This window comes from Pseudomonas lactucae (genome assembly GCF_036688725.1).
GTDB lineage: Bacteria > Pseudomonadota > Gammaproteobacteria > Pseudomonadales > Pseudomonadaceae > Aquipseudomonas > Aquipseudomonas lactucae.
The window spans coordinates 13446-36475 of record NZ_JAQQPT010000009.1 but is presented as its reverse complement, the minus strand read 5'-3'; the positions used below and the strand labels follow the sequence as shown (position 1 = coordinate 36475).

Genomic DNA, 23030 nt, shown 5'->3' with positions numbered 1-23030 from the left:
GCTCTAGTATCACTATTACGTCACTGGAGCCGACGGGTGCTATACGACATCACCAGCCTTGACCTATTTATCACTGTGGCCGAAGAGCGCAACCTGACGCGGGCTGCGCGGCTCAAGCACCTGGCGGTGTCGGCCATCAGCAAGCGCATCTCCGAGTCGGAGGCACAAGTGGGTGCGCCGTTGCTGACGCGCAATGCGCGGGGGGGACTTGACTCGGTCAGTCAATGCTGTTTATGCGCGCCAGGTCAAGCAGGCGTTCTAGCAGCTCGACCATGAATTGGCAGATTATTCAGCCGGGGTCAAGGGCCATATCCGCGGCCATGCCATCACCTCGGCGCTGTCGCAGTTCCTGCCGAACGACGTTGCCCATTTCGTCTCGCCGTACCCGCAGATTAAATTCGATATTGAAGAGCGGGTGGGGTCTGCGGTGATTCGCGCGGTTGCCGATGGGCGTGCCGACCTGGGCATCATTGCCGCGCAGACCGCCGCGCAAGGCCTGGAAACCTTGCCTTATCGCCAGGACGAATTGACCCTGGTGGTGTCCACAGGACATGCGTTGGCGATGCGCAAGTCCATGCGCTTCGAGGAAATTCTGGCCCATGAGTTCGTCGGCCCGCACCTGGAAAGTTCGATGCACACCCCATTGACCCATGAATGAATGCGAAAAAACCAGCTTCTAGTGCAATTCGCAATGAAAGCTTGGTTATTGAAAGATTTCGGACTCGACAACCTGCAATTGGGAGAGGTAGCCCAGCTCCCATCTTTACTTACGCTGGCTGGATGGCGAGCCAGGGCCGAACGAACGATGTGGCGCTGCAGTGAAATACGCTTGGAACCTAGCTTGCCCGCTTACATCGACTTAACCGAAATAACTTCCACAAACCTGAATTTTTTTTGGCGATTTTTGTAGCTTCTTACTCTGCAACTAGGGAGCTGAGCGTATCGGCTTCATGTACGATCTCGTGCATATTGCCTTCGAATTCATTCCCCACCCTCAGTGTGACTTTCAATCTGGGAGTAAAAGTTTTTGATAATTTATTTTTCTTCACTGCCTTTGTCGGCTTCGCGATCACGATTTCGGGTGCTGTGTGTTGCACGTGTGTGTGGATTACTAAAGCAGGGAGCTCAGGCTCACCGAACAGCGCCCGCCGCATTTCTGTTGCCGCTGACCGAAAACTGACCCAGTAGAGGCTGTTCTGCCGACTGAAAACTGACGCAGGTGTTCAACTGCTTCTGCTCACTTTTTGAGCAGGAGAACACAGGGTGATCAGCATGGAAATGTTGGGGAAAATCCGGCGGATGTACTTCCGCGACAAGCTCTCGCTGCATCAGATAGCCAAGCGTACCGGGCTTTCTAGAAACACCATCCGAAAATGGGTCAGAGCGCCCGAAGCCACTCAGCCGGCGTACCAACGGTGCGCAACCTTCAACAAACTCAGCCCTTTCCACGAGACGCTGGAACAGGCGCTCAAGGCCGATTCGTTCCGGCCAAAACACAACCGCAGGAGCGCCAAAGCGCTTTTCGAGCAGATCAAGGCCGAGGGTTACGACGGCGGCTACAGCCAGCTCACGGCGTTTGTACGCTCTTGGCGAGGTGAGCAAGGCAAGTCTTTACGCGCTTTTGTACCGCTGACTTTTGCGCTCGGCGAGGCGTTTCAATTTGACTGGAGCGAAGAGAGTCTGCTGATCGGTGGCCTGTTTCGACGTATCCACGTCTCCCACATGAAGCTGTGCGCCGGTCGCGCATTCTGGTTGGTTGCGTACCCCAGCCAAGGCCACGAGATGCTGTTTGATGCCCATACCCGTTCGTTTGGAGCGTTGGGTGGCGTGCCACGTCGCGGCATCTACGACAACATGAAAATGGCTGTCGACAAGGTCAACAAAGGCAAAGGCCGCACGGTTAACGCCCGGTTTTCCGTGATGTGCGCGCACTATCTGTTCGATCCGGACTTCTGCAACGTGGCCTCTGGCTGGGAGAAAGGCATCGTCGAAAAGAACGTGCAGGACAGCCGGAGACGAATCTGGCTCGATGCTCAAAACTACATGTTCCATACCTTCGAGGAGCTGAACGTCTGGCTCGGCCAACGCTGTCGTACGCTCTGGGCCGAACTTGTACATCCGCAGTACAACGGTTTGACGGTGGCAGAAGTCCTGGAGCTGGAGCAGGCTGAAATGATGCCGATGCCGACGGCCTTTGATGGCTACGTGGAACGCACCGTCCGTGTCTCTAGCACCTGCCTGATCAGCGTGGCGCGCAATCGTTATTCGGTGCCTTGCGAGCGTGTTGGTCAGTGGGTCAGCAGCCGTTTGTACCCTTCGCGGATCGTGGTCATTGCCGACGAAACGGTGATCGCCAGCCATGAGCGCCTTTTTGATCGAGATCAGGTCAGTTTTGACTGGCAGTACTACATCCCACTCATCGAACGCAAGCCTGGTGCACTGCGCAATGGCGCGCCATTTGCTGATCTGCCAAAACCGTTACGGCTTCTCAAACGAGGACTGAGGCGTCACACCAACGGTGATCGAATCATGATGCAGGTACTGGCTGCTGTGCCAATTGCGGGTCTCGAACCTGTGCTGGTGGCGGTGGAACTGGTACTTGAATCGGGAAGTCTGAGCGCCGATCACATCCTCAATGTCCTTGCCCGCCTGACCTCCACCGCACCACCTCCCTGTGTAGAAACCAGCCTGCAACTCAAGGTCGCGCCTGTTGCCAATACGGCGCGCTACGACCGGCTCCGTACGACCGATGAGGAGAATCGCAATGCGTGACCTGATGACTGAACTCAAAGAACTGCGCCTGCACGGCATGGCCAGTGCTTGGGAAGAACTGGTATCTCAAGGAACAGCGTCGACGGCTTCATCGAAATGGCTGCTGGAACATCTGCTTCAGCAAAAACATGCGGATCGCGCGGTGCGTTCGGTGAATCATCAGATGAACATGGCAAAACTCCCCATGCACCGTGACTTAGCTGGCTTTGACTTCAGCGCTTCCAGCGCTGATACCCGGCTGGTCAGCGATCTATCCAGCTTAGCGTTCACTGAAACCGCGCAAAATGTCGTGTTAATCGGAGGCCCCGGAACCGGGAAAACACACCTGGCCAGTGCCTTGGCTGTATCCGGAATCACGTCCCACAACAAACGCGTGCGCTTCTTTTCCACGGTGGATCTGGTCAATCTGCTGGAGCGTGAAAAGTACGATGGTAAGGCAGGCCGAATTGCCCAGGGACTGCTACGAACAGACCTGGTGATACTGGATGAGCTGGGGTATTTGCCCTTCAGTCAAAGCGGCGGTGCCCTGTTATTTCATCTGCTGTCCAAACTGTACGAACACACCAGCGTGGTTATCACCACCAACCTGAGCTTCTCGGAATGGTCGAGTGTGTTTGGCGACGCCAAAATGACTACGGCTCTGCTGGATCGGCTGCACACCATTGCCATATCGTTGAAACAGGCAACGAGTCTTACCGCCTTCGACACAGCACCTTGGCCGCCCAGACAAAGATCAAATCACGCGAACGAAAGCGCAAGGACGGAGATGATATCGGGGAAGATGAGCCATTTTGATCAGCACCATAAATGCCCTGCTGCATGCATAAATGCGGTGGGGCTTGATGCGTCTTGAATCGGAACACTGCTGCTAAGCTTATCCACAATTGCTGGGACAGAAATCAGCAATCCGTCCTGGGTCAATTTTCATTCGGCAGGGTGGGTCAGTTTTCAATCAGCGCCAACAGCGAGGAGGTCAGGCAGCAGCTTGAAATCGTGCCGATGCAGATCCGCGTCATCAAGCACGTGCGCAAGGTATACCGCTGCCGCGACTGCGAAATAGCTCCCGTAGCAGCAGACAAACCGGCCCAACTGATCTAAAAAAGCATGGCCAGCCCTAGCGTGCTAGCCATGCTGCTGACCACCAAGTACGTGGATGGTTTGCCGCTTCACCGCTTTGAAAAAGTCCTGAGCCGTCACGGCGTCGACATCCCGCGCCAGACCCTGGCCCGCTGGGTCATCCAGTGCGGCGAGCATGTACGTTGAAGACCGGATATTGCGCCATAACCAGCGGGAAAATTCCGAACGCGTTTGAAGAGCTAAGATGAATTTAACAATTAATGCCTGATTTCCTTATTTGCACCGCAACCCGTATATCACTAGCCGAGTGAATCGGTATTGAATTGAGCGGACGAAACCCCTACGAGGTCGAAGTATCGCCCGTCCAGACAGTGTAGTTTCAACCCAACTATCCGACCCACCAGCTTGTACGCACTGCTTTGCCCTGTCGCCGTTGATGTACGGGCGCAAATAGCGACCTGTGACATCAACATGGCCAATAATAGTGCGCTTATCATTGCCGTAGTAACCATTATCCTGGAAGAAGCCTTGTTCAAAGACCTCGCTGCATTTAAGGCGCAGGCGGTACGCACTTCCGGGGCGCATTTTACCGGGCATAGATCAAACTCGTAAGATTGGTTTACCACGCATACTTAACGGAAAAGTTACCTGCCAAGCTCGTGGAGTCGCGAGAACGGGCAGCCTGCCCTTCTAGTGCGAATGAAAGCCCTGCTTCTGATGAGAGTACAAGCCGGGGTGCAAGCTGTACTGTTGTGTCAGCCGCTCGCGGACCATCAAGTTCAAATGAGGTATCAGGCAACGCATCGAATCTCGCCCTAATACTGCGGTCATTCGAAAGCTCACGAACCACTGCGACTGTTGCACTATGACCCAGCGTCCACTCGTCAGCGATTGCAAACGTACCCGCAGCGTGCACTCCCAGCGACACCGGCAGAGACGTTATCCGGTTGCCATTTACCGCTAGCCCGGCTGTGCTTTGACCACTTGTGCCGCGCTCTGCATATTCATTGGAACGGTAGCTCGCCGCTTCCAAGGAAACGAAAGGAGCCAGATTAAGCCCTCCGAAGCGGGCGCGGTGACCGGCCTCAATCCGCGTGCGCCATTCATCAGAGTCAAATGAGCCAGTTAATCTCTCTGATTGGAGGCCGCCGAAGCTGGCCGTTGTACGGAGCGTTTGGTTGTTGAAATGGCTGTAGGCCTGGCTGAGTTGAAGGTAGTTTTGATTGAATGTAAGCGCTGAGTATACGAGAGCATGGTACCCATCATCTTTGCCAGAAAGTCCGTCATTTGATGCGCTGAAGTTGCCTCTTGTTGTACCTACAGCGACGCCCAATAGCGTATCGTCCGAAAGCTGGTTATCGAAGCCAATAAAGAAGCCGGAATAACTGCTATTACCCCCAGGAAAGCTATTAGAGGGATCAGAATTTCGCGAGGTTCGACCACCTGAGAATGTGCCCCAGCTACGAGACGTTGGAATGAAATCAAAGCGATCTAACTTGCCACTGATAGATTTTAAAGTATGAACCGGGCTAGGAGTTGATTCTTTTGCTTGGCTAACACTGACCGATGCGCTGTTCACGCCCAACCAGTCGCTCATCTGCCCGCCTACGACCGAGCTTGCAATGCGTCCGCGATCAAGGTTTTCCGTCTGGGTGTACCCGATACCTGGCGCAGAAAGGGTCTGGAGTGCACCCTTAACCTGAGGAGCTGTAAGCTGGTAAACACTATTCAAAAGCTTGGTACCGGTCTCGTTCAGGGGGCCAGAGGCGGACTTATCGAGAGCATCACCAATTGCCCTTTGATTGTCATTTGACGCCAAAGACGACAGTGCAACTGTATTCCTGTCAAAGCCGAGGTAAACGTGATCGGAGTCGTAACTGAGCGAAGGTGCCAGAAGTGCTAGGTCGGTCGCAGCGCCGCTGAACGTACCCGTTACTCCGGACGCAGTCACGATGGTGTAGCTACTGGCGGGAAGATAATAACCTGTCCCAGCTTTAACTTGGACCACCCCTCCTTGAATGCTTACAGGCGCTGATGAGACGATCGAATCGTTGATGTTGGGAGTGCCTCGTATGGTGAGCGTCGACCCGTTAGCAAACGTCAACGGTCCATTAAGACTCAAGGTGCCAATGCTTTCTAATCGGCCAGGGGCCAGATTGCCGCCGTTATTGATCGTAACCTCGCCAACTGCACCGGACCCTGCCAAGGTGCCCCCGGAGTTCACAAATGCTTCTGATGTGATCGATCCGTTGACTTCTAATACGCCTCCATTGATCACTGTTGCGCCTTGGTAGGTGCTGTTGCCGTTTAAAGTGAGTTCCCCTGTCCCCGTCTTTGTTAGGCCACCTGTACCCGAAATGTCATTCATCCAAGAGTCAGCAGCATTTAACCCCCCCCGCGCCGCATCCATATTGACCGTCACGTCATTCACGAAGGCTCCATAACCACCAGCCGCAGCAAAGAGATTCAATCGTGCATACCCTGAACCATCATCAAGTGCATAGCCTGAGGCGATCTCTGTGCTTGCCAGAACATCTCGACGTTGTTGGGCAGAGAGATACGGGAACCGGGTTGCAAGCAGAGCCTCTGCACCAACGGGGACAACCGGGGCAAGATCCGTAGGTCCCACCGGAGACATGCCGTATGTCAGTGCGAATGTGTAGGCCGCCTCGTTATTTTTATAATTGGTGAACGCGTCGGGGCTCGATTGCGCGCAACTTTGTATAGTCTTGTAAGATAGACCGCCGCATTCCGAAGCAAGAAATTGCTGGATAGGAACAGCAATAGACGCCAATTCCTGCACGAAATCCTCACCTGGGTTAGTGTAACCAGGGGTATTGTTCAGGTACTTTACTGTCTCTTGGGTGGCTAAGATCCTTCCGCCAATCACATCTAGCGCATAGTGAACACCTAGAACCAGTCGGCTGTTACCTATGTCAGCACCTCTGGCAAGTATTGACTGATAGAGTTGCGGAACCTCCATTGCAAGAGTGAGCATCAACGCCGTGCCAGCAGTTGTATGGCCGCTCGGGAAGGCGGCAGAATTCTGCGACGAAACCAAGCCGTAGCGCGGATCGAGACGAATTTGATCGCTAACCTGAAATGGGCGCGGATTGCCTTGCGAATTAGAGGCGAAGGCTTGATCTACAAGGGTATAACCGGTGCGCGCCGTATCGCTGTAGACATTCCCCGTTGGGTCCGGATTGGGATCAGTCAACATGCCGAAGTAGAGTTTCAGCCTTGAACTGTCAGGCCCCACCCTCTGATTAGCATAAAAATCGAGGAATTTAAGTGAGTTATGCAACGGCGTGGGGGAAGACTGCTTATCAAAAACCGCTAGTAATTTGTCGTCGATTGTTTTCCCGAAACCTCCGTAGACATAGTTACTTGCGTCAAAGACTGCCTGATCTACACGCGCGGCGCTAGCGCCGTTATTAAAAGCTATAGCGACCTGAAGACTTTGCTGGTAAGTCTGCAATGGGAGGGAGTCAATTCCGCTCAGCCGGCTTACTCCCTCAAGCTGCGCGCCGGTAAGTGGTGGCGGACCCGTCTCCGCCCGGACCTGTGTTATCGCCACTGAAGAAAACAACACGGAGCTGACAATCACTGACATCGAAGATTTTAAACTAGACACGTGTTTCTCCTGAGTTTGGTGACTCCAGAACTGCGAATCCCAAATCTAGTGTTTTTGAGAGGCCAAGCCATACCGTTCATATTTGGAAACAGAATGGCTAAGATTCGAGCTTCAAACTTATTGAACGAAGCTTCCTACTGCAGGTCCATCCCCATACGGTAGCGTTCTGAAAAGTACAGATGAAATGTGAAGGTTATGTGATATGCAAACTAAATATTTGGCCTCTATTCACATTACTAATCTCCCGGATCAGGAAAGAGGTCGGTCTAGTATAAAAATACGAAGATACGAAAAATAAGCGCAAGGATCTGCATGCTTACAATGGTTTTATGCGGACGTATAGCAAACTGTTGCAGAAGAGTGCCAAGAATTGAGCTGGAGCACGGTCAAGCGTCGCGCTAATTCCTTGCGGCGCCATGGTCTGGGACACGGGTTCAGGGCCGCGAAATGAGCATACCGACTCGATCAGCCTCAACAGCAGTAACAGACCTGGTCCTAGCGCTGAGCGTGAAGCGACAGGGAAAAACACATGTTAACATATTCGTTTAACTTCAATTGTCTTGGATTAGCGTCACTTAGCATGATTGTTACGCTGCGGTTGAAATCATCGAGTACGCTTGGGACAAATTTTAGAGGGCGGCTAATGGTTAGTTTGCGCTGCTAATACGCATACATCGCCAATTGGGCGATAACAAAGCAATATTGCAACTGGATATATAAATAACTGTAACAGGGCGCTAGATCAATGCGCGGTGATGCACTCGGGGCAACGTATTGTGACAGCGCATCGAGAGAAGATTATCTCCCAAGATACACTTTTAGCACCTATTTTAGCAGCTCTAGTATCCGTCGTATGGGCAGTGTGTAACGCTGAGTCGTTGACTATTCCCGCTGTGAATAGAGGCTATCAGCCGCTGATATTAGTACTTACAGTCATTGCTGATGAAAAACCGGAAAAACTTGCAAAAAATCAAGCGCTCAATGTTGATGAAAGTGAGCGGACCGGATGTCGCTTTGGTTGTTTTCCGACTCGTAGCTAGATACGTGGAAGTATCCAATGGTGGGGCATGTTGTCGATTCACCCATAGTTATCGAAATGTTTTACAAGACGACTGTTGATTGGATAGTCAACGCTGCCAAGTACGGGCTAACAAGCCTTGAATACCGGGTTCTTGATGTGCTGGCCAGTGGTGTGGCGTCAACTGCATCGGGCTGTGGCCGGTATTTGAACGTTAAGCCCTTTAGGATATCTACGATCATCGACACGCTTCATGCAGGTGGTTACGTATTATGTCGACATGATCTGGTTGACCGGCGAATAGTGGCACCGTAGCTTTCGCAACATGGCTTGGAAACTCACGCGCTTGCGCAGAAAACCCTGGTCGCCTTCTGGGAGGCAAGCCTCAGCGAGGTGGATACTGAGTTCGAAAATATCGTCAAACTCCTCACTCGGTAGATTTGGATGTCAGTCCAGTTAGATCAACCGGCACCCGCGAGCCAGGGAGCCGCAGCTTTGTTAGAACTAATTTTTGAGCGCGATAGATATCGTTCCCATGCTGGGCATTTCGAACGATCGCCGCAATGTTGCCTCAGGTTGTAATCGGTGACTTTATGAACACTAACCGGTAGCTCATAGGGATCCTTGTATTGATCTAAGGCCTTCGGTGAAGTCCAGCCTTGGGGCAATTAGAACGCGTACCGAAAACAGCCCTTGCCAGCCGATTTGGCTTTGTATAACGCAGCGTCGGCTCTACTGATCAGGGACTGCGGCGTATATAGGCCATTCGATGCGCCGAAGGCTATGCCTACGCTAACGCCCAAGCCTTGTAGTAAAGCGTTGCTGGCACAACATTCTTGAAATAATTGAATTATTCGATTTGCCGTCGGTGAGGCGTCACTCTCCGGCCCCTGCAAAACCACCACAAACTCATCTCCGCCTAGTCTAGCGGTGAAATCGCTGGCTCTGACGGTACCACGTAACAGTTTAGCAAACATAATCAGCGCTTCATCGCCTGCGGCATGGCCGTGCCGGTCGTTAACTGCTTTGAAACCGTCGAGATCCAGATACAGCAATGAAATGGGGTGATGATGCTCCCGAGGCGACCTCAACAGACCGTCGAGTGTCATTAAGAGTCCTGACCGATTAAGAAGGCCTGTTAGCGAATCGTGATTGGCTGAATGCGAGCTAGACACCTCGGCCTCGTATGCCTTGATTAAGCTCGAATTGAGAGAGCTAAGCAGGCACCACATGCCCGTCAAATAAAATGGTGCTTGGATTATTAATATTCTCAGCATTGGTTCAGGTTGAAATAAAGTCGCGATTTTCAGCGGCACATCGGTCAACAGAATCTGAACGAACGCGTAGCGGGGGATGCCTTGGTTTCTCATGGCTATCGCTCCGTTCATGCTAACCGCCGAAGTGCAAGCTAAAATCTGAAGTACCCCATCCCCGCTAAGGATGCAGGCTGCTGTACCCAAACCTATTTCCGCCGCCCACGCCAGGCCCAGCAGTATCGAGAGGTCAGTCGCGTATTTTAGGGGCGCTTTTGCTGAGCTGTTGCAGCGACGAAAGAGCAATACCCGCAATATCCAGACCAAGGCATCCACACAGAGCCAGGCGAGGAATATTCTATTTGGATGCAGGTAGAGCGCTACGGCACAGATCAACATCGTGTTGCACCCGGCGACTAACAGTGCTTGGCCGGACGTGAATGGGCCTGCTAAAAGTCTCAGTCGAGTAGTGGCATCTAACCCTTCACTATCACGAGTAAACCAAGCGATAAGAGATGTCTCTGGAACGGAGTATTTAGTGGTGATAGGCATTATAGTCACGGCTCTTACCAAGTGATGGTGGCACAATAGCATCATATGGTCTAGTATCGTCAATAAAAAAACGATCAGTGTGGAAACGTTTCGCCCTTTATCATCCATTCACAGGATCACAAGGGGGCGGATATGTAAAAAATACGAAGAAAAAAATAAAACGAACTGCAAACCGGGCACCAAATAATATTTATTTGACCTCACGACCGAATAATCTTAGTGTAAAGTTTAATTGAAGCCAACGCTTTGCTTTATATTGTGACAGGTTCATGAATCCAGACGCACGGCACTTTGCGCGTTACAAAAATAGAGCCTATAGAAAAGCAGCGTGCAGTGTCCCTGATATCCAGATCTTATAGCAGGTATGAAAAGAGCCATGAGTACCCTTCAGATGCTATGTGCTTGCACGTTACAAAAGTCGTGACGTCAGTGGAGCAGGTGGAGAAAGCACACGACGACGTAACCAGTGCAATAGTGAATACTTCTTTTGCACAGGACTGGACAACTTCATAAGGCGAACTTTAATGGAGAGCACACTACACCGGGACAAGCTTTTATTGTTAGCATCTATCGATCAGATGAAGAAAACATTAGTGGTATCCATCCACATACTCATTGAAAGTGGAAAAGCCGCTTTATGCAAAAATCGTAGAATGTTTCCGGATAGCTACCAGGATTATCCCGAGCTGGAAAATGCCCAAGCCCAACTGATAGTGAGCTTGGACTTGTTTAGGATTATGAAGCATAGCTGAGCTTGAGTGGTTGTCCTTAGCCAGGCTTGCACCAATAAAGCTCAGGGATACGGTGGAGAATAGCTTATATAAATGAGATCGTTATAAGCTACTTTTTATTATAATAGCTTGGGTGGATACCGAATTTTTTTAAGTAGTATCTGCAAAAAATCTGATAGTTTGTAAAGCCGCAGCCAAAAGCTATTTCTTTAACAGAGCAATTAGTCCCGGCGGCCAGCAAGTCAAATGCTTTCTGAAGCCTTATTTCCCTTAAGAAAAGTATAGGTGTAGTCTCTTTATATCGTTTGAAACCAGATTGTAGCGATCTAACGCTCATCCCAGCATGAATTGCGACTTCTCCCACGGTCAGGTGTGGGTCATTGCTGTCACGCATGAACTGTATTGCTTTTATTATAGAATAGGGAGTTGGTACCGATTCTGGGGTGTCATTGAATAGCGCTGCGCTATAGTTGTTGGGTATATTGTGGATAATATATCCGATCAAACTTTCTTTCAGGCTGCTCAGAACTTTCGATAAGTCGAGGGTTGTGTGCTCTGCCAAATTAAAAATCAGCTGAATGTAAGCGCTTATTAGGCTTGTGTGCCTAGCCTCAATGGATGAATCTGTGAATGCCACTCTTTCAACCAGTGGTTTGCCTAATATCATCGTCATGTACGAATACATATCAAATCCTGATATATAGACTGTTGTGTATGATATTTCTTGAGAGTGAGTAGCGCTCGAAACCTGTTTGTGGTCAACCAGTGCTGCTTCGCCAGGTCGGAGGCGTTGCGTTCCCGACGTCGCTTTCCACTCGATCTGTCCTCTTTGTGGCGCAATTAGCAGAAAGCCATCCACCGAGCTTGACATTTCATATCCCCAACCCGATTCACTCAGTGTAAGGCTTACGAACGAACTCCCTAGCATACAGAAGCGTTTAGATATGTTGAAAGCCTTCCCTAGGGGGATCAGTGCGATGCGATCGTCATGTTGGCCAAAATGCGCCGCAGCATCGTCTATGTGGTTCATTCTTGGGTTGGCGAAAAAGTAGCGTCCCATAACTTCCACCTTCAGTTAATACATGCGAATTGCAGTTTAGACACCCCTAACCACTCAGTTGGTTCAGATTGGAGATTATCGAGACAATTTTTTTTCATTAACTAAAAAAGATTTCACGTTTGATGTCGAGCACCCTTCAAATCCTTTTCGGTATCGGGTGCTCTTGTCGTGAGAACAATTAAACCGCAAGAGGCAGCTATGGTTCGACATCTGTGTATGCCTTAGTCATTAGGACTTGAACTTTCCGACGAGCTGGCTCAATTTATCTGACATTACAGACAAACGCCCGGAATCCTCGTGACTGCGTCCGATGCAGTCTCCCACCACTGCAACAGGGACACTGCGCGAAGCTTGCAGTACTGCTGTGGGAATCGATTCTCTACGCGGCCTTATTTGTCAGCTAGATGGACACTGCACGGAAATCTTGACTTTGCTTAACATATTTATAATCCGTCTTAAAAATATTTTTGTCGTATGAGAAGATCGATAGGCTCACTGTGTTAATATTAGTTAAAGCTATAATATTGACACTTACAATATTTCTAATGTGCATAGGTTGATGTTAGCTTCGTCCCTTTTAGGGGGGGCGAAAATTTTTAGGGTTGCCTTATCGGGCGTTCCCAGTACGCAGGCCACGCCATATAGATAATGTCACCCGTTACCCCTTCACTATTACACATCACATCACATCACATCACATCACATCACATCACATCACATCACATCATAGCGAATGGCGTATTCTACTCCCTGGGACCTACGTAGACAATGCGCTGGGTGCCCGCCCGCTTGACAGTTATTACGGCTGCGACTGTAGTGTTCGCTTTGTAAAAATTAGAGCAAAACCCCGTCTAAGAGAAACTCTGAAGAGGCCCTCCAAGTTTGGCAGAATGTCTGATCTCAACCGCCGAGACGCCTGATGAAGCAGACAACCTTCGCCGACGCCGCGTACACTGGCAAACGCAAGCAAACCCGTAAAGAGCGTTTTCTGATCGAGATGGATCAGGTCGTGGAAGGGGTTGATCAATCTGATTGAGCCTAATTACCCAAAAGGTGAAGGGGGCCGTCCTGCCTATCCATTGATGGCTCTGCTGCGCATTCATCTGATGCAGAACTGGTTCGGCTACAGCGATCCGGCGATGGAAAAAGCGTTGTACGAAACAACGATCCTGTGCTGGTTCGCGGGCTTGAATCTGGAACGGATACCTGATGAAACCACCATTCTCAACTTCCGGTGTCTGTTGGAAAAACATGATTTAGCTGGCGGGATTTTTCAGGTCATCAACGACTACCCGCTCAAGCCGGGAATGTGCGGATAAGCAAAACCTGCCGCGAAGCAGGCTCACAGCTAGGTTGATGCCATCGCCGCCACTTGCGGCCTGACCCACTACTTCGAAGTCGTCGCAGGCGGCTAACAGGTGTGCCAGTTCTTTGCGAAATAACGGGTGATCATTGATCATTAATAAGGTCGTGCAATCCATCGAACTTCCCCTGTGGCAGGTCTTGGTGGAGGCGAAGGCGACGGTGTATGCACCCAGTGCGGGAGGATTGCCTCAATGCTCGCGGCGCGCTCGTGGATAATCGCCAGGTCGAAATGGTTTTTCTGCCCTGACGTCGGGCTCAGTGCGATGCCGTCATCCTCCATCGAAAGGAGGCATCACCGTCGTGATTTTGCCGCAACTGGATCCGCACATGCCGTGCACGGGAATAGCGTACCGCCTTGACCAGAGAGCCTCGCCAATGATCTGCAGAATCCACAATTCGGTTTCCGGGCTCCAAGTCTCATCAGCCAGGTGATTGTACCTGTTCAAAAACGATGATGCAGCGCAGCGAGAACTCGGCGACAGAGTCGGCCAAAAGCCTGGCGCAGAGAACGCCTGTCCATGGTCAGACGAGGCCTGGTGATCAGAGCGCATCTGACGCTGCGGCTGACTCAAGGCGCCGCACAATTCCTGCAACACGGTGCGGGCCTGCGCAGGCTCGCGCAATTGCGACTGCAGCAAACGCTGCCTGGAACGATAGGTAACCCACTGCTGAGCGACCTAATCGTGCAATTCACGAACCACAAGCTTGGCGGGTTGGGGCAGTTAGGGCTGAGTTTTTCAACGGTCTGTTAGGGATGGAAAGTCTCGCGTGGCCTCACGGACCGGTTTTTTCTTGATCGGCATATACGCATCTCTTAAGCAATGTTATGCCCGCACACAACACTTATGGCAGCCCTCAATTCACAAAGGGCCAAGTATGCCTAAGTTTACTCGCTCGACACAGTAATCACCTTTGGTTCTTACACCCGGAAATGACTGACCATCTGCTGCAACTTGCTGCCCAATCGCGCCAGTTCCACACTCGACTTAGCCGTCTCGTTACTCGCCGCGGCGGTCTGTTCGGACACATCGCGCACATTAACAATGCTGCGGCTAATCTCTTCGGCTACGGCGCTTTGTTGTTCGGCGGCAGCGGCGATCTGTTGGTTCATCGACTGGATGTTCGACACCGTGCGGGTGATTTTTTCCAGTGACACACCGGCCTTGCGCGTCAGTTCGACACTACTGTCGGTGAGGCTGCGGCTGTTGTTCATTACGTTGGAAACTTGCTGGGTGCCGTTCTGCAAACCGGCGACCAGGCCTTCGATTTCCTCGGTGGATTTCTGCGTGCGTTGGGCCAGGCCACGCACTTCGTCGGCGACCACGGCAAAGCCGCGACCAGCTTCACCGGCACGTGCCGCTTCAATCGCTGCGTTGAGGGCCAGCAAGTTGGTCTGTTCGGCCACCGCCTTGATCACGTCCATCACGCTGCCGATCTTGTTGCTCTCTTGTTGCAGGTGCGCCATGGCGTCGGTGGAACGCGCCACTTCGGCGGCCAGGCGTTCGATCTGGGCGATGGCCTCGGCTACCACTTTGTCGCCTGCGCGGGCTTGGCCGTCAGCGTCAGCGGCGGCCAGAGAGGCTTGCTCGGCGTTGCGTGCGACTTCCTGCACGGTGGCGGTCATTTCGTGCATCGCCGTGGCGACCTGATCGGTCTCGATTTTCTGGCTGTTCACACCGGCGCTAGTCTGCTCGGTGACGGCCGACAACTCTTCGGCGGCGCTGGCGATCTGGGTCACGCCGTCGCGAATACCGCTGATCAATTCACGCAGGGTCGTGCCCATGCGCTGAATGCCTTGTTGCAATACGCCGAGTTCATCGCGACGGGTGACCTGGATATTGTGGCTCAGGTCGCCGGAGGCAATGCGCTCCACCACGGCCAGGGTGTCCTGGATCGGTCGGGTGATCTGCCGGGTAATCACCCAGGCAGCAATGATGCCGACCAACAGTGCGAGCAAGGTGCTGATCAATTGCAGGCTACGGGCTTGGGCACTTTCGGCGTCGCGACGATCCAGCTGGATGTCGTACAGCTTGTCACTGATTGTGACAATGTCGGCGCCTTGGGTGGTCATTTCGGCACGGGCAGCCACGATGTTGGCGTTGGCGGCCTTGTAGTTCTGTACGGCGCTGCGATAGGCGCCAAGGGCGGTTTCCAAGGAGCTCAGGGCGCTTTGCTGGCTATCGCCAAACACGGCGCCGAGGCCCTTTAAGCCGCTGATGGCTTCTTCAATCTGGGTGGCCGCCCGGGCTTCGGTGTCGGCGTTTACATTGGTGATGTAGCCGCGCACTTCATAGCGGGCCATCAGGAATTCTTCTTTGGCGCGGTTCACCGCCTGGAACTGCGCGAAGCGCTCCGGGCTGTCGGCCATCTGCTGCACGCTGGCGTCCAGGGCATTGATCTGGGTATTGGCGATCTCGGCTTTGTCAACCATCTCTTGGCGTGAGGCGTCACCGTTAAGGTAGGCCTCGCGCATTTTGTTCAACGACTGCTGATAGGCCGTAATGAGCGCTTTCTGCTGGGTGAGCAGCTTGCGGTTTTCCGGGCTCTCAAAGCTATCTAGCAGTTTCTGCTGCTGGTAGGCGAAGGCGTCTAGGCTGGCCTGTACGTTCTGCGCCACGGCGTCGTCGCCATTGGTCAGCATGTACTGCAAGCGCACGACGCGCAGTTTAGTCAGCGAGGCATTGAGCTGGGTGATATCGCTCATCCGGTTGCTGCGATCAATCAGGCCTACGAGGCTAGCCCAGCCGATAAAGGCCAAAGTCGAGGTAAGGGCCAGTACCAGGCCGAAGCCAAGACCAAGTTTGAGGTTGACGCTGATATTACCGAACCAGCTATTCATCGCATGCTCCTAGAAAGTAGTGTCTATTCGCTGGAAGGTGTTGTTATTTGAAACCAGCTAAGGTGTCTAAATCTATGTCGGCGCCCCGGCGGGAAACTGAAGTGTATTTCGCAGGTCTTGAGCGGTGGGGCCGAGAAGCCGCAGACCTGCGGCTGAAAGAGAAATAAGCGCTAAATATTCTGCTCAGTCGCTTGCGCACCCAACGCATGGCAATTTAGCTGGTGGAACACACATGGACTTCGTCATGGCCCTGGTGGATCGCGTTCGTGGTTATGGAGTTTGGCCGGCCGGGTCGGGTGTGACGCATTCGAAAGCATCACCTCGTCGATGACGAGAAGAAGCAGATGATCCCGAAGTCCGGGTGACAAACACATCTTGGTTCTGCGCAACCATGGCAACGCCGTCGGTGAAAGAAGCATCACTAATACATTCTTCCTGCCCTGAACCGCGCAGCGTGCTGCGAAGATCCCAGGCCGAGGCGCTGGTCCGGGGGCACAACCCACTGCTCGACGATATCAGCCAGAAAATGCACGGACCTGAGATCCATGCTGATTAGCGAGAGCGCTTCTGCCGCCAAATTTCAGCGCCATGGTCCGTAAACTTAAAGCAGAATGCAGAGCAATCTAGTAAATGCCAGGCAGGCCCAGGCTAATAGCCTAGGCGTCGCCAGCACTCGCTCACTGAATACTCGAATCAAAGATGCTGGCTAAAATCGCTCAGCACCTTTACCTGCTTGCCCGTCATGATCGCCTCTTTCGCCGTGAAGCCCGACAGGCAGGCCATACTTACCTCTCTAGCGACAAATGCCCGAGTACTGGCAGGTTCGAACTGTGGCCCTTGCAAACGCCAGAGGGCGAGCGGAACCTGTCCTCTCGGTATCGGTCATTACATGTTTTTTCGCGTTACCAACGCCAGCCCATGCGGATTGAAGTATTCATGTCTGGTTCGCTCGGTATGGCTGGCGTGCTCGATGTGCTCTAACCCGATCCAGTCTATGCTGACCTCCGGCATCGTAATCCTCAGCCTCTCACTACCCGCTCGATCATGAACTCAAATGGGCGAGCCGTATTTCCAGATCACACATGAGCTCAAGCTGCACGACATCATCCTGATTTCCTCAAACTATACACTTAGGGCCACGACCAGCGCTGACTTGCAAGCGCGCTCCTCGATGGGCCCTACATGCATCAGGTTTCGTGCCCTCCTAGAGTGCTGCGTCCATGGGCACCAAATCACAAAGCGAAGTTTATGTCGTGCCGACACTCCAACATCTCACGCGTTCGCTTGCTGACGACAGGCTGCGGCTACATTCGAGACGTTGCATTAAACCGGCAGGAAGACTTCGGCGTCGCTCAGATATTAATATAGATGCTGTGGGTCCTCGTTAGTGCGCTCCAAACGACTGAGATCATTAGGCCAGTTCACGTACCTCCTAAGAGTCATATTGCAATTGCAGAGCATGTTCACTGAGCAGATTAACAAACCTACCCACCGAAGGTGAAGAAGATCCTGGCATCATGCTCAAGCCCAGTTTGCGTTGCAGAGTGGTTGCATCAATCTTTAACTCTTCTAAACGAGGTGTATTAGGTTGAAACGAAAGTGTGTGACGGGAAACGAAGCAGAGCAGGAGGCTTTTGGCCACCGTAGTCAACAATAGTGGGATTGTGTTAGTTTCGATTTGCGCCTGCGGTAAAACCATGCCACGCGAACGGAATGCTTCGTCGAGCCATTGACGGCTTGCTACCGCATGAATTGGCAATAGCCATCGATAAGCAAGAAGGTCTTCTATGACCACACGCTGTTTGCGAAACAACGGATGGGCGGGACTTGCCGCAACAACTACGGTGTCATCCATGAGTGGATGCATGACAAATTCATCATCACTTTCAGACACCAATCCTAGAATCAAATCCAGATTGCCTTGTCGAAGTTGCTCACGTAAAAAATAATTCATCCCCAATGTGATTTGCAGCCGGACGCGTGGCATTTGCTGCATGGCCAATTCACATATATTAGGCATTAGCGATTCGGCCATCACTGGCCCGCAGCCGACTCGTACTATTCCTGTTTCACCTTTCGCAAACTCACTTACCTCTTGCAACGCGTGCTCGGTCAAATTGTTCAGTTTACGGGCCTGACGAAGCAACACTTGGCCCACGGCCGTCAACTGAATGCCGCGCCCGGCCCGCTCAAAAAGAGGGGCACCCAGTATGTCTTCCAATCGGCGTATGCATTTGCTGAGCGCAGGCTGGCTGAGGTGCAACTGCTCGGCAGCTTTACGGACATGCCCCAACTCCGCAATTTTTTCAAAGTAACGTAGATCGCGTAAATCTATCTGCATTTGATATCTGCCGGTTATCGAACAAAAACTATTAGTCAGTAGACGGTCGTCAGCTGTGATCGTAATTTCTACATTGTGAAATTATTTCGATCAGGTGATGCGCATGATGACTAAAAACGAGGAAACCTTACCGTGGCCATCTGGCTGGCAAATAAGGCCGCGTAGAGAATCGATTCCCACAGCAGTACTGCAAGCTTGGCGCAGCGTCCCTGTTGCAGTGGTGGGAGACTGTATCGGACGCAGTGTAGGTACCGTGGGCTTGCGAGCTTACCATCCGGACCTGAAAACAGTCTTGTGCGGGCAGGCCATTACGGTGCGTACCCGGCCGGGTGATAATTTGATCATTCACAAAGCCATGCTGATGGCGCAGGCCGGTGACGTGATTGTCATCGATGGTGGCGGTGATTTGACCCAGGCGCTAGTCGGAGGTTTGATGCGTACTACGGCGCTTGCTAAAAACCTTAGTGGATTTGTGATTGATGGAGCAGTACGCGACCTAGTCGAATGGTATGAGGGGGGCATGCCGGTGTTCGCGCGTGGACATACCCATCGCGGTCCTAGTAAAGAAGGCCCCGGTGAGGTGAATGTCGCCGTCAGTTGTGCCGGATTGGTAGTTCAACCGGGCGATCTCGTATTGGGTGATGCCGATGGAGTGATAGCAATTCCTGCGGCAGAACTCGAATCGCTTTGGCCCAAAGTTCAAGCCCACTTGGCTCATGAAGAAAAAATTCGCAAGATCAACGCCAGTGGTGTTGGCGACCCTGAACGATTCGACGCATTACTGCGCGCCAAAGGTGTTCCAGTTTAAATCACGCAGTATGGTTGACATATAAAACGCTTCTCATGCCTACCGCAACGCTACACCACTTATTGATATTTGCCTACGTCTGGCAGTAATACTCCATAAAAGGACATGCTATGCGAGAAAGGCCACTCTGCGACAATGAGAAAATGCCTGAAGAACCGCCGGCTGTATCGTGTGAAAACTCTCTATGGCAGCGTATCGCGGGCTATCAGGTCGGCATCATTCCATGCCCATTGTATTTAGTGGGTGTGATCTGCTTGGCGGCTTTTGTGGCGAGCGGAAACGTCCCTTCCGATCTGTGCATCATGGCGGTATTGCTGCCGGTCTGCGCATCCACGCTTGCTGAAGTCGGCTATCGCATTCCTCTGTTGCGCTCCATTGGAGGCGCGGTGATCCTCAACACGTTCCTGCCGTCGGCCTTGGTCTTTTATAAAATAATGCCAACCGTTATGGTCAATTCCATCACGACGTTTTACAAACAGAGTAATTTCCTTTACCTGTTCGTCGCCGCAGTTGTTGTAGGAAGTATTTTCGCAATGGATCGCAAGACATTGCTGACGAATATTTTTAAAATCTTTTCACCATTGGCAATTAGTTCACTGGCTGCCACCGCTGTAGGCCTGGTCGTCGGAGCTGCTTTTGGTTTGGAATGGAGGCATACCTTGTTTTTCATCCTCGTTCCCATCATGGCCGGAGGCTTAGGAGAAGGCGCGATACCGCTTGCGATTGGCTATGCCTCTTTTATGCATACGTCACAATCGGAAATAATAGGCGATATTTTACCTATCGTCGCCATGGCCAATGTCTGCGCAGTGGTAACTGCGGGCATGCTCAACGCTCTGGGGCAGCGTAGACCAACCTTCAGTGGTGGCGGCGGGTTGGTCATCGGCAGCAAGGACAATGACCTTGATGCCGCTGATACGGGCGTACTTTTTATATCCGACATCTTGAGTCCGGCAATCGCAGGATTGAGCTTGTTAACACTATATGCCGTGTCCGTCGCCATCGAACGGTACGTGAAGCTACCTGCACCCTTGATTATGTTGATTCTCGCTATTTTTATAAAGATTCTAAAAATAGTTCCGCCCACAATAGAATCGGGCGCGCGCTGGGTATGCCGTTTCTTTTCAGCGGTTTGTACCTACCCATTGATATTTACCGTCGGGGTGGTACTAACGCCTTGGAAACCGCTAGTGGAAGCATTCTCGCCAGCCATATGCATTACCATTTTTGCAACGGTGCTGACCTTGGCCGCGGCCGGATTCCTGGTGGCTCGTACTTGCCACATGTACCCGATAGAAACAGCTATTATCGCAGTCTGCCATGCAGGATCAGGCGGTGCTGGCGACGTCGCAATCTTGACCGCCGGGCGGCGCTTGAATTTGATGGCTACTGCACAAGTCTCGACAAAGATAGGGGGCTTCGTCACAGTGACATTGGCACTGCTATGTTTTTCACACTTCTATTAAATTCAATTGCAGGCTGTTTCGTAACTGCACCATAAAGTCAAGTCTGCTTAGGAGCCTGTGTAAAATGCCCACTATTTTGCTTATTTCGATCCAGAAAACTCGCCGGCTGATACCCTTGCAGGTGACTGGCGTAAACCGTCATCCAGTCGGCTACTTCAAAAGCCAGGCCAATTGAGGGAGACCACTCTTGCTTATTCTGCGAAGGTGTTCCTTCTTCACAGCGGAACACACCGTTCCAGGTACTATCAAATCTGAGTGCGCCGCTGAAGTTCCATTTACCATAGGTCAATTGCTGTAGCCAATAAGTGCCGACGGGTATTCCTTTCGTGAAATTACTCACCAAGCCTGTTTTGGCAGACGGCAGGACGGGTAATGGCTCATTAATATTGACAATCAGCCAATCTCTGGCTTGCGCTTGAATCTCATTTATATCCCGCGCACGTGAAACGCTAACACCAAGTACAGTAGTAGATCGCAGTTGGCACCACTCGTAAGTGCCACGAACATAGTTGTCTATGTTCAGTTGATGGGACTCCCCCCAGAGCGAAGATATTCATCCAGACAGTTCTATCGTCCTTAAGCACGGTACCGGTATACCATCCATACTGTTCCAGTTTAGCCGTGGTGTAGTTGACTTTGGCGATATATCTCCAGTGATCGCTCAACGCCTGATCCAAGCTCAAATCAAACTCGTTCTGCTGCTGGTGCAAACTGTCATGTTTGTTGCCTAAGGATGGTCTGAAGTAGCCGCCTATTTTTCGACGACTAAGCCATCGGCGTTTTCAAAAAACGACAGCCGTTCAAAATCGGTCAAGTCTGGCGACTACTTCATGCTTCTGGCTGCTGCGAGCGCCTCGTAGCACCCATTTTCCCCGTTACGGATGCAACTCCCCTACGCGGGAGAGCAAATGTCGACGCGCCATCCTTAGGTTCGACAAGGCGAACAGCGTCGCCATTTGAGCAGTTTTCTTCACCAAGCCACGAAAGCGCACTTTGGTATAATTAAACTGGCACTTGATCACCCGAAATGTATGCTCAACCTTGGTGCGAACCTGAGCCTTGGCTTTCTCGATCTTGCGTATCATTTTGTACAATATGCTGCGTTTGCCTTGTTTTTCGTAGGTGCTGCGCCGTGCTGCAACCTGCCAGATGACTTGGCGTCCCATATGTTCTTCGCGCCTCTCGACACCGGTATAGCCCGCATCAGCGCAGACCTCGTTTTCCTCACCATGCAGCAGTCTGGCGACCTGCGTGACGTCTGCAACATTGGCCGCAGTGACCACCACGCTGTGCACCATCCCAGACTCATCGTCGACCCCAATGTGCGCTTTGGCGCCGAAGTAATACTGGTTGCCCTTCTTGGTCTGGTACATTTCCGGGTCGCGCTTGTCATCCTTGTTATTGGTCAACCTGGGCGCATGAGTCAGCGTGGCATCGACGATGGTGCCTTGTCTGACAAGCCAAGGTCGCCCAGATAGCCATTGATCACGTCGAGAATACCCGTGGTCAACTCTTGTTTTTCCAGCAAACGACGGAAATTCAGAAGGGGGGTTTCATCCCAAATTCGCTCCAGATTTAGATCGGAAAACTGGCGCAAGATCGTCGTTCGTGCAGCGCCTCTTCCATCGTCGGATCGCTGTAACCGAACCAGTTATACATGAGGTGAACCGTAAGCGGCTGGCGAAGTCATCTACCAAACCAACAGGTCACGAGCTATAAGAGCAAAAGCGTCCACAATTTTTAATCGGACGCAATTGCCCGTCTTTGTGCCCTTGCAACTTCCTCCCCCCTTGGACATGCGCGCCGGTAACGAAACCGCGTTATCGCGGGTGGTCACCGTATTCGGTGTGGCCTAGCCGCACTGTGCTTATCTGTTCGCCAACCGCCGCGCCAAACGCATGAAAGTACTGGTGCATGATGGCTTGGGGATTTGGCTTGCCGCCCGGCGTTTGAATCAAGGACGCTTCTTCTGGCCGGGTGTGCAGCACTATTCCGACGTTAAGTTGGATGCCGAGCAACTTCAGGCCTTAGTGCTCGGGTTACCTTCGCAGCGCGTCGGTACAGGCGGAATCATCTCGATGTTTTAACACCAGCCATGGCGCGCTTGCCAGCGC

The 23030-nt window shown here is 52.1% G+C and carries 12 protein-coding genes and 6 pseudogenes; 9 read left to right on the top strand and 9 right to left on the bottom strand.

The window, feature by feature from the left end; all coding sequences use genetic code 11:
• Window positions 1–36: 36 nt before the first annotated feature.
• The gene (locus V6M90_RS12030; protein ID WP_332846523.1) at window positions 37–276 is read left to right on the top strand and encodes a helix-turn-helix domain-containing protein; all 240 of its coding nucleotides are present in this window, start codon (window positions 37–39) and stop codon (window positions 274–276) included.
• A gap of 1 nt (window position 277) precedes the next feature.
• A complete protein-coding gene (locus V6M90_RS12025) occupies window positions 278–658 on the top strand; it encodes a LysR substrate-binding domain-containing protein (protein ID WP_256558260.1) in 381 nt (126 codons plus the stop codon).
• Between the two features lie 191 nt (window positions 659–849).
• On the opposite strand, the pseudogene V6M90_RS12020 reads toward V6M90_RS12025, so the two are convergent.
• Window positions 850–1154, bottom strand: a pseudogene (locus V6M90_RS12020) (hypothetical protein).
• Window positions 1155–1272: 118 nt separating this feature from the next.
• Here V6M90_RS12020 and istA point away from each other — a divergent pair.
• The 3 genes and pseudogenes from istA to V6M90_RS12005 all read left to right on the top strand — a co-directional run.
• Window positions 1273–2772 carry an IS21 family transposase gene (gene istA, locus V6M90_RS12015; RefSeq protein WP_332846627.1) on the top strand — a complete coding sequence of 500 codons (1500 nt, stop codon included), beginning with the start codon at window positions 1273–1275 and terminating at the stop codon, window positions 2770–2772.
• Window positions 2765–3567 (top strand): annotated as a pseudogene (gene istB / locus V6M90_RS12010) (IS21-like element ISPsy20 family helper ATPase IstB). The gene istA and the pseudogene istB overlap by 8 nt, the downstream one beginning before the upstream one ends.
• A gap of 168 nt (window positions 3568–3735) precedes the next feature.
• Window positions 3736–4026, top strand: a pseudogene (locus V6M90_RS12005) (IS66 family transposase); the annotation flags it as partial.
• Between the two features lie 442 nt (window positions 4027–4468).
• On the opposite strand, the gene V6M90_RS12000 reads toward V6M90_RS12005, so the two are convergent.
• From V6M90_RS12000 to V6M90_RS11990, 3 genes are all read right to left on the bottom strand, one after another.
• Window positions 4469–7483 carry an autotransporter domain-containing protein gene (locus tag V6M90_RS12000; RefSeq protein WP_332846522.1) on the bottom strand — a complete coding sequence of 1005 codons (3015 nt, stop codon included), beginning with the start codon at window positions 7481–7483 and terminating at the stop codon, window positions 4469–4471.
• A gap of 1686 nt (window positions 7484–9169) precedes the next feature.
• Window positions 9170–10306: a GGDEF domain-containing protein gene (locus tag V6M90_RS11995; protein WP_332846521.1), complete on the bottom strand. Its 1137-nt coding sequence runs from the start codon at window positions 10304–10306 to the stop codon at window positions 9170–9172.
• Between the two features lie 840 nt (window positions 10307–11146).
• Window positions 11147–12097: a helix-turn-helix transcriptional regulator gene (locus V6M90_RS11990; protein WP_332846520.1), complete on the bottom strand. Its 951-nt coding sequence runs from the start codon at window positions 12095–12097 to the stop codon at window positions 11147–11149.
• 919 nt (window positions 12098–13016) lie between these two features.
• Between V6M90_RS11990 and V6M90_RS11985 the strand changes: the two are divergent.
• Window positions 13017–13389 (top strand): annotated as a pseudogene (locus tag V6M90_RS11985) (transposase); the annotation flags it as partial.
• 992 nt (window positions 13390–14381) lie between these two features.
• On the opposite strand, the gene V6M90_RS30165 reads toward V6M90_RS11985, so the two are convergent.
• From V6M90_RS30165 to V6M90_RS11970, 3 genes and pseudogenes are all read right to left on the bottom strand, one after another.
• The gene (locus V6M90_RS30165) at window positions 14382–15245 is read right to left on the bottom strand and encodes a methyl-accepting chemotaxis protein (protein WP_408637305.1); all 864 of its coding nucleotides are present in this window, start codon (window positions 15243–15245) and stop codon (window positions 14382–14384) included.
• Window positions 15237–16166: pseudogene (locus V6M90_RS30160) on the bottom strand (methyl-accepting chemotaxis protein); the annotation flags it as partial. The gene V6M90_RS30165 and the pseudogene V6M90_RS30160, both read right to left, overlap by 9 nt.
• A 1567-nt stretch (window positions 16167–17733) precedes the next feature.
• Complete coding sequence (locus V6M90_RS11970; protein WP_332846518.1) at window positions 17734–18642, bottom strand: LysR family transcriptional regulator; 909 nt, start codon at window positions 18640–18642, stop codon at window positions 17734–17736.
• A 103-nt stretch (window positions 18643–18745) separates the two neighbouring features.
• Here V6M90_RS11970 and V6M90_RS11965 point away from each other — a divergent pair, with 103 nt between their 5' ends.
• Window positions 18746–19450 (top strand): RraA family protein, encoded by a 705-nt coding sequence (locus V6M90_RS11965; protein WP_332846517.1) that lies wholly within the window; start codon window positions 18746–18748, stop codon window positions 19448–19450.
• A gap of 143 nt (window positions 19451–19593) precedes the next feature.
• Window positions 19594–20916 carry a 2-hydroxycarboxylate transporter family protein gene (locus V6M90_RS11960; protein WP_332846516.1) on the top strand — a complete coding sequence of 441 codons (1323 nt, stop codon included), beginning with the start codon at window positions 19594–19596 and terminating at the stop codon, window positions 20914–20916.
• Between the two features lie 37 nt (window positions 20917–20953).
• On the opposite strand, the gene V6M90_RS11955 is transcribed toward V6M90_RS11960, so the two are convergent.
• Both V6M90_RS11955 and V6M90_RS11950 read right to left on the bottom strand, forming a co-directional pair.
• Window positions 20954–21310 carry a TonB-dependent receptor gene (locus tag V6M90_RS11955; RefSeq protein ID WP_332846626.1) on the bottom strand — a complete coding sequence of 119 codons (357 nt, stop codon included), beginning with the start codon at window positions 21308–21310 and terminating at the stop codon, window positions 20954–20956.
• Between the two features lie 481 nt (window positions 21311–21791).
• A pseudogene (locus tag V6M90_RS11950) lies at window positions 21792–22590 on the bottom strand (IS5 family transposase); the annotation flags it as partial.
• A gap of 197 nt (window positions 22591–22787) precedes the next feature.
• On the opposite strand from V6M90_RS11950, the gene tnpB reads away from it, so the two are divergent.
• Entirely contained in the window at window positions 22788–23003 is a 216-nt protein-coding gene (tnpB, locus tag V6M90_RS11945) for an IS66 family insertion sequence element accessory protein TnpB (RefSeq protein ID WP_332846625.1), read from the top strand.
• Window positions 23004–23030 lie beyond the last annotated feature (27 nt).

Coding starts and splice junctions, on each gene's coding strand:
- istA (WP_332846627.1), top strand. CDS start 1,273: ATGGAAATGTTGGGGAAAATCCGGCGGATGTACTTCCGCGACAAGCTC.
- V6M90_RS11995 (WP_332846521.1), bottom strand. CDS start 10,306: ATGCCTATCACCACTAAATACTCCGTTCCAGAGACATCTCTTATCGCT.
- V6M90_RS11990 (WP_332846520.1), bottom strand. CDS start 12,097: ATGGGACGCTACTTTTTCGCCAACCCAAGAATGAACCACATAGACGAT.
- V6M90_RS30165 (WP_408637305.1), bottom strand. CDS start 15,245: ATGGGCACGACCCTGCGTGAATTGATCAGCGGTATTCGCGACGGCGTG.
- V6M90_RS11970 (WP_332846518.1), bottom strand. CDS start 18,642: ATGCAGATAGATTTACGCGATCTACGTTACTTTGAAAAAATTGCGGAG.
- V6M90_RS11965 (WP_332846517.1), top strand. CDS start 18,746: ATGATGACTAAAAACGAGGAAACCTTACCGTGGCCATCTGGCTGGCAA.
- V6M90_RS11960 (WP_332846516.1), top strand. CDS start 19,594: ATGCCTGAAGAACCGCCGGCTGTATCGTGTGAAAACTCTCTATGGCAG.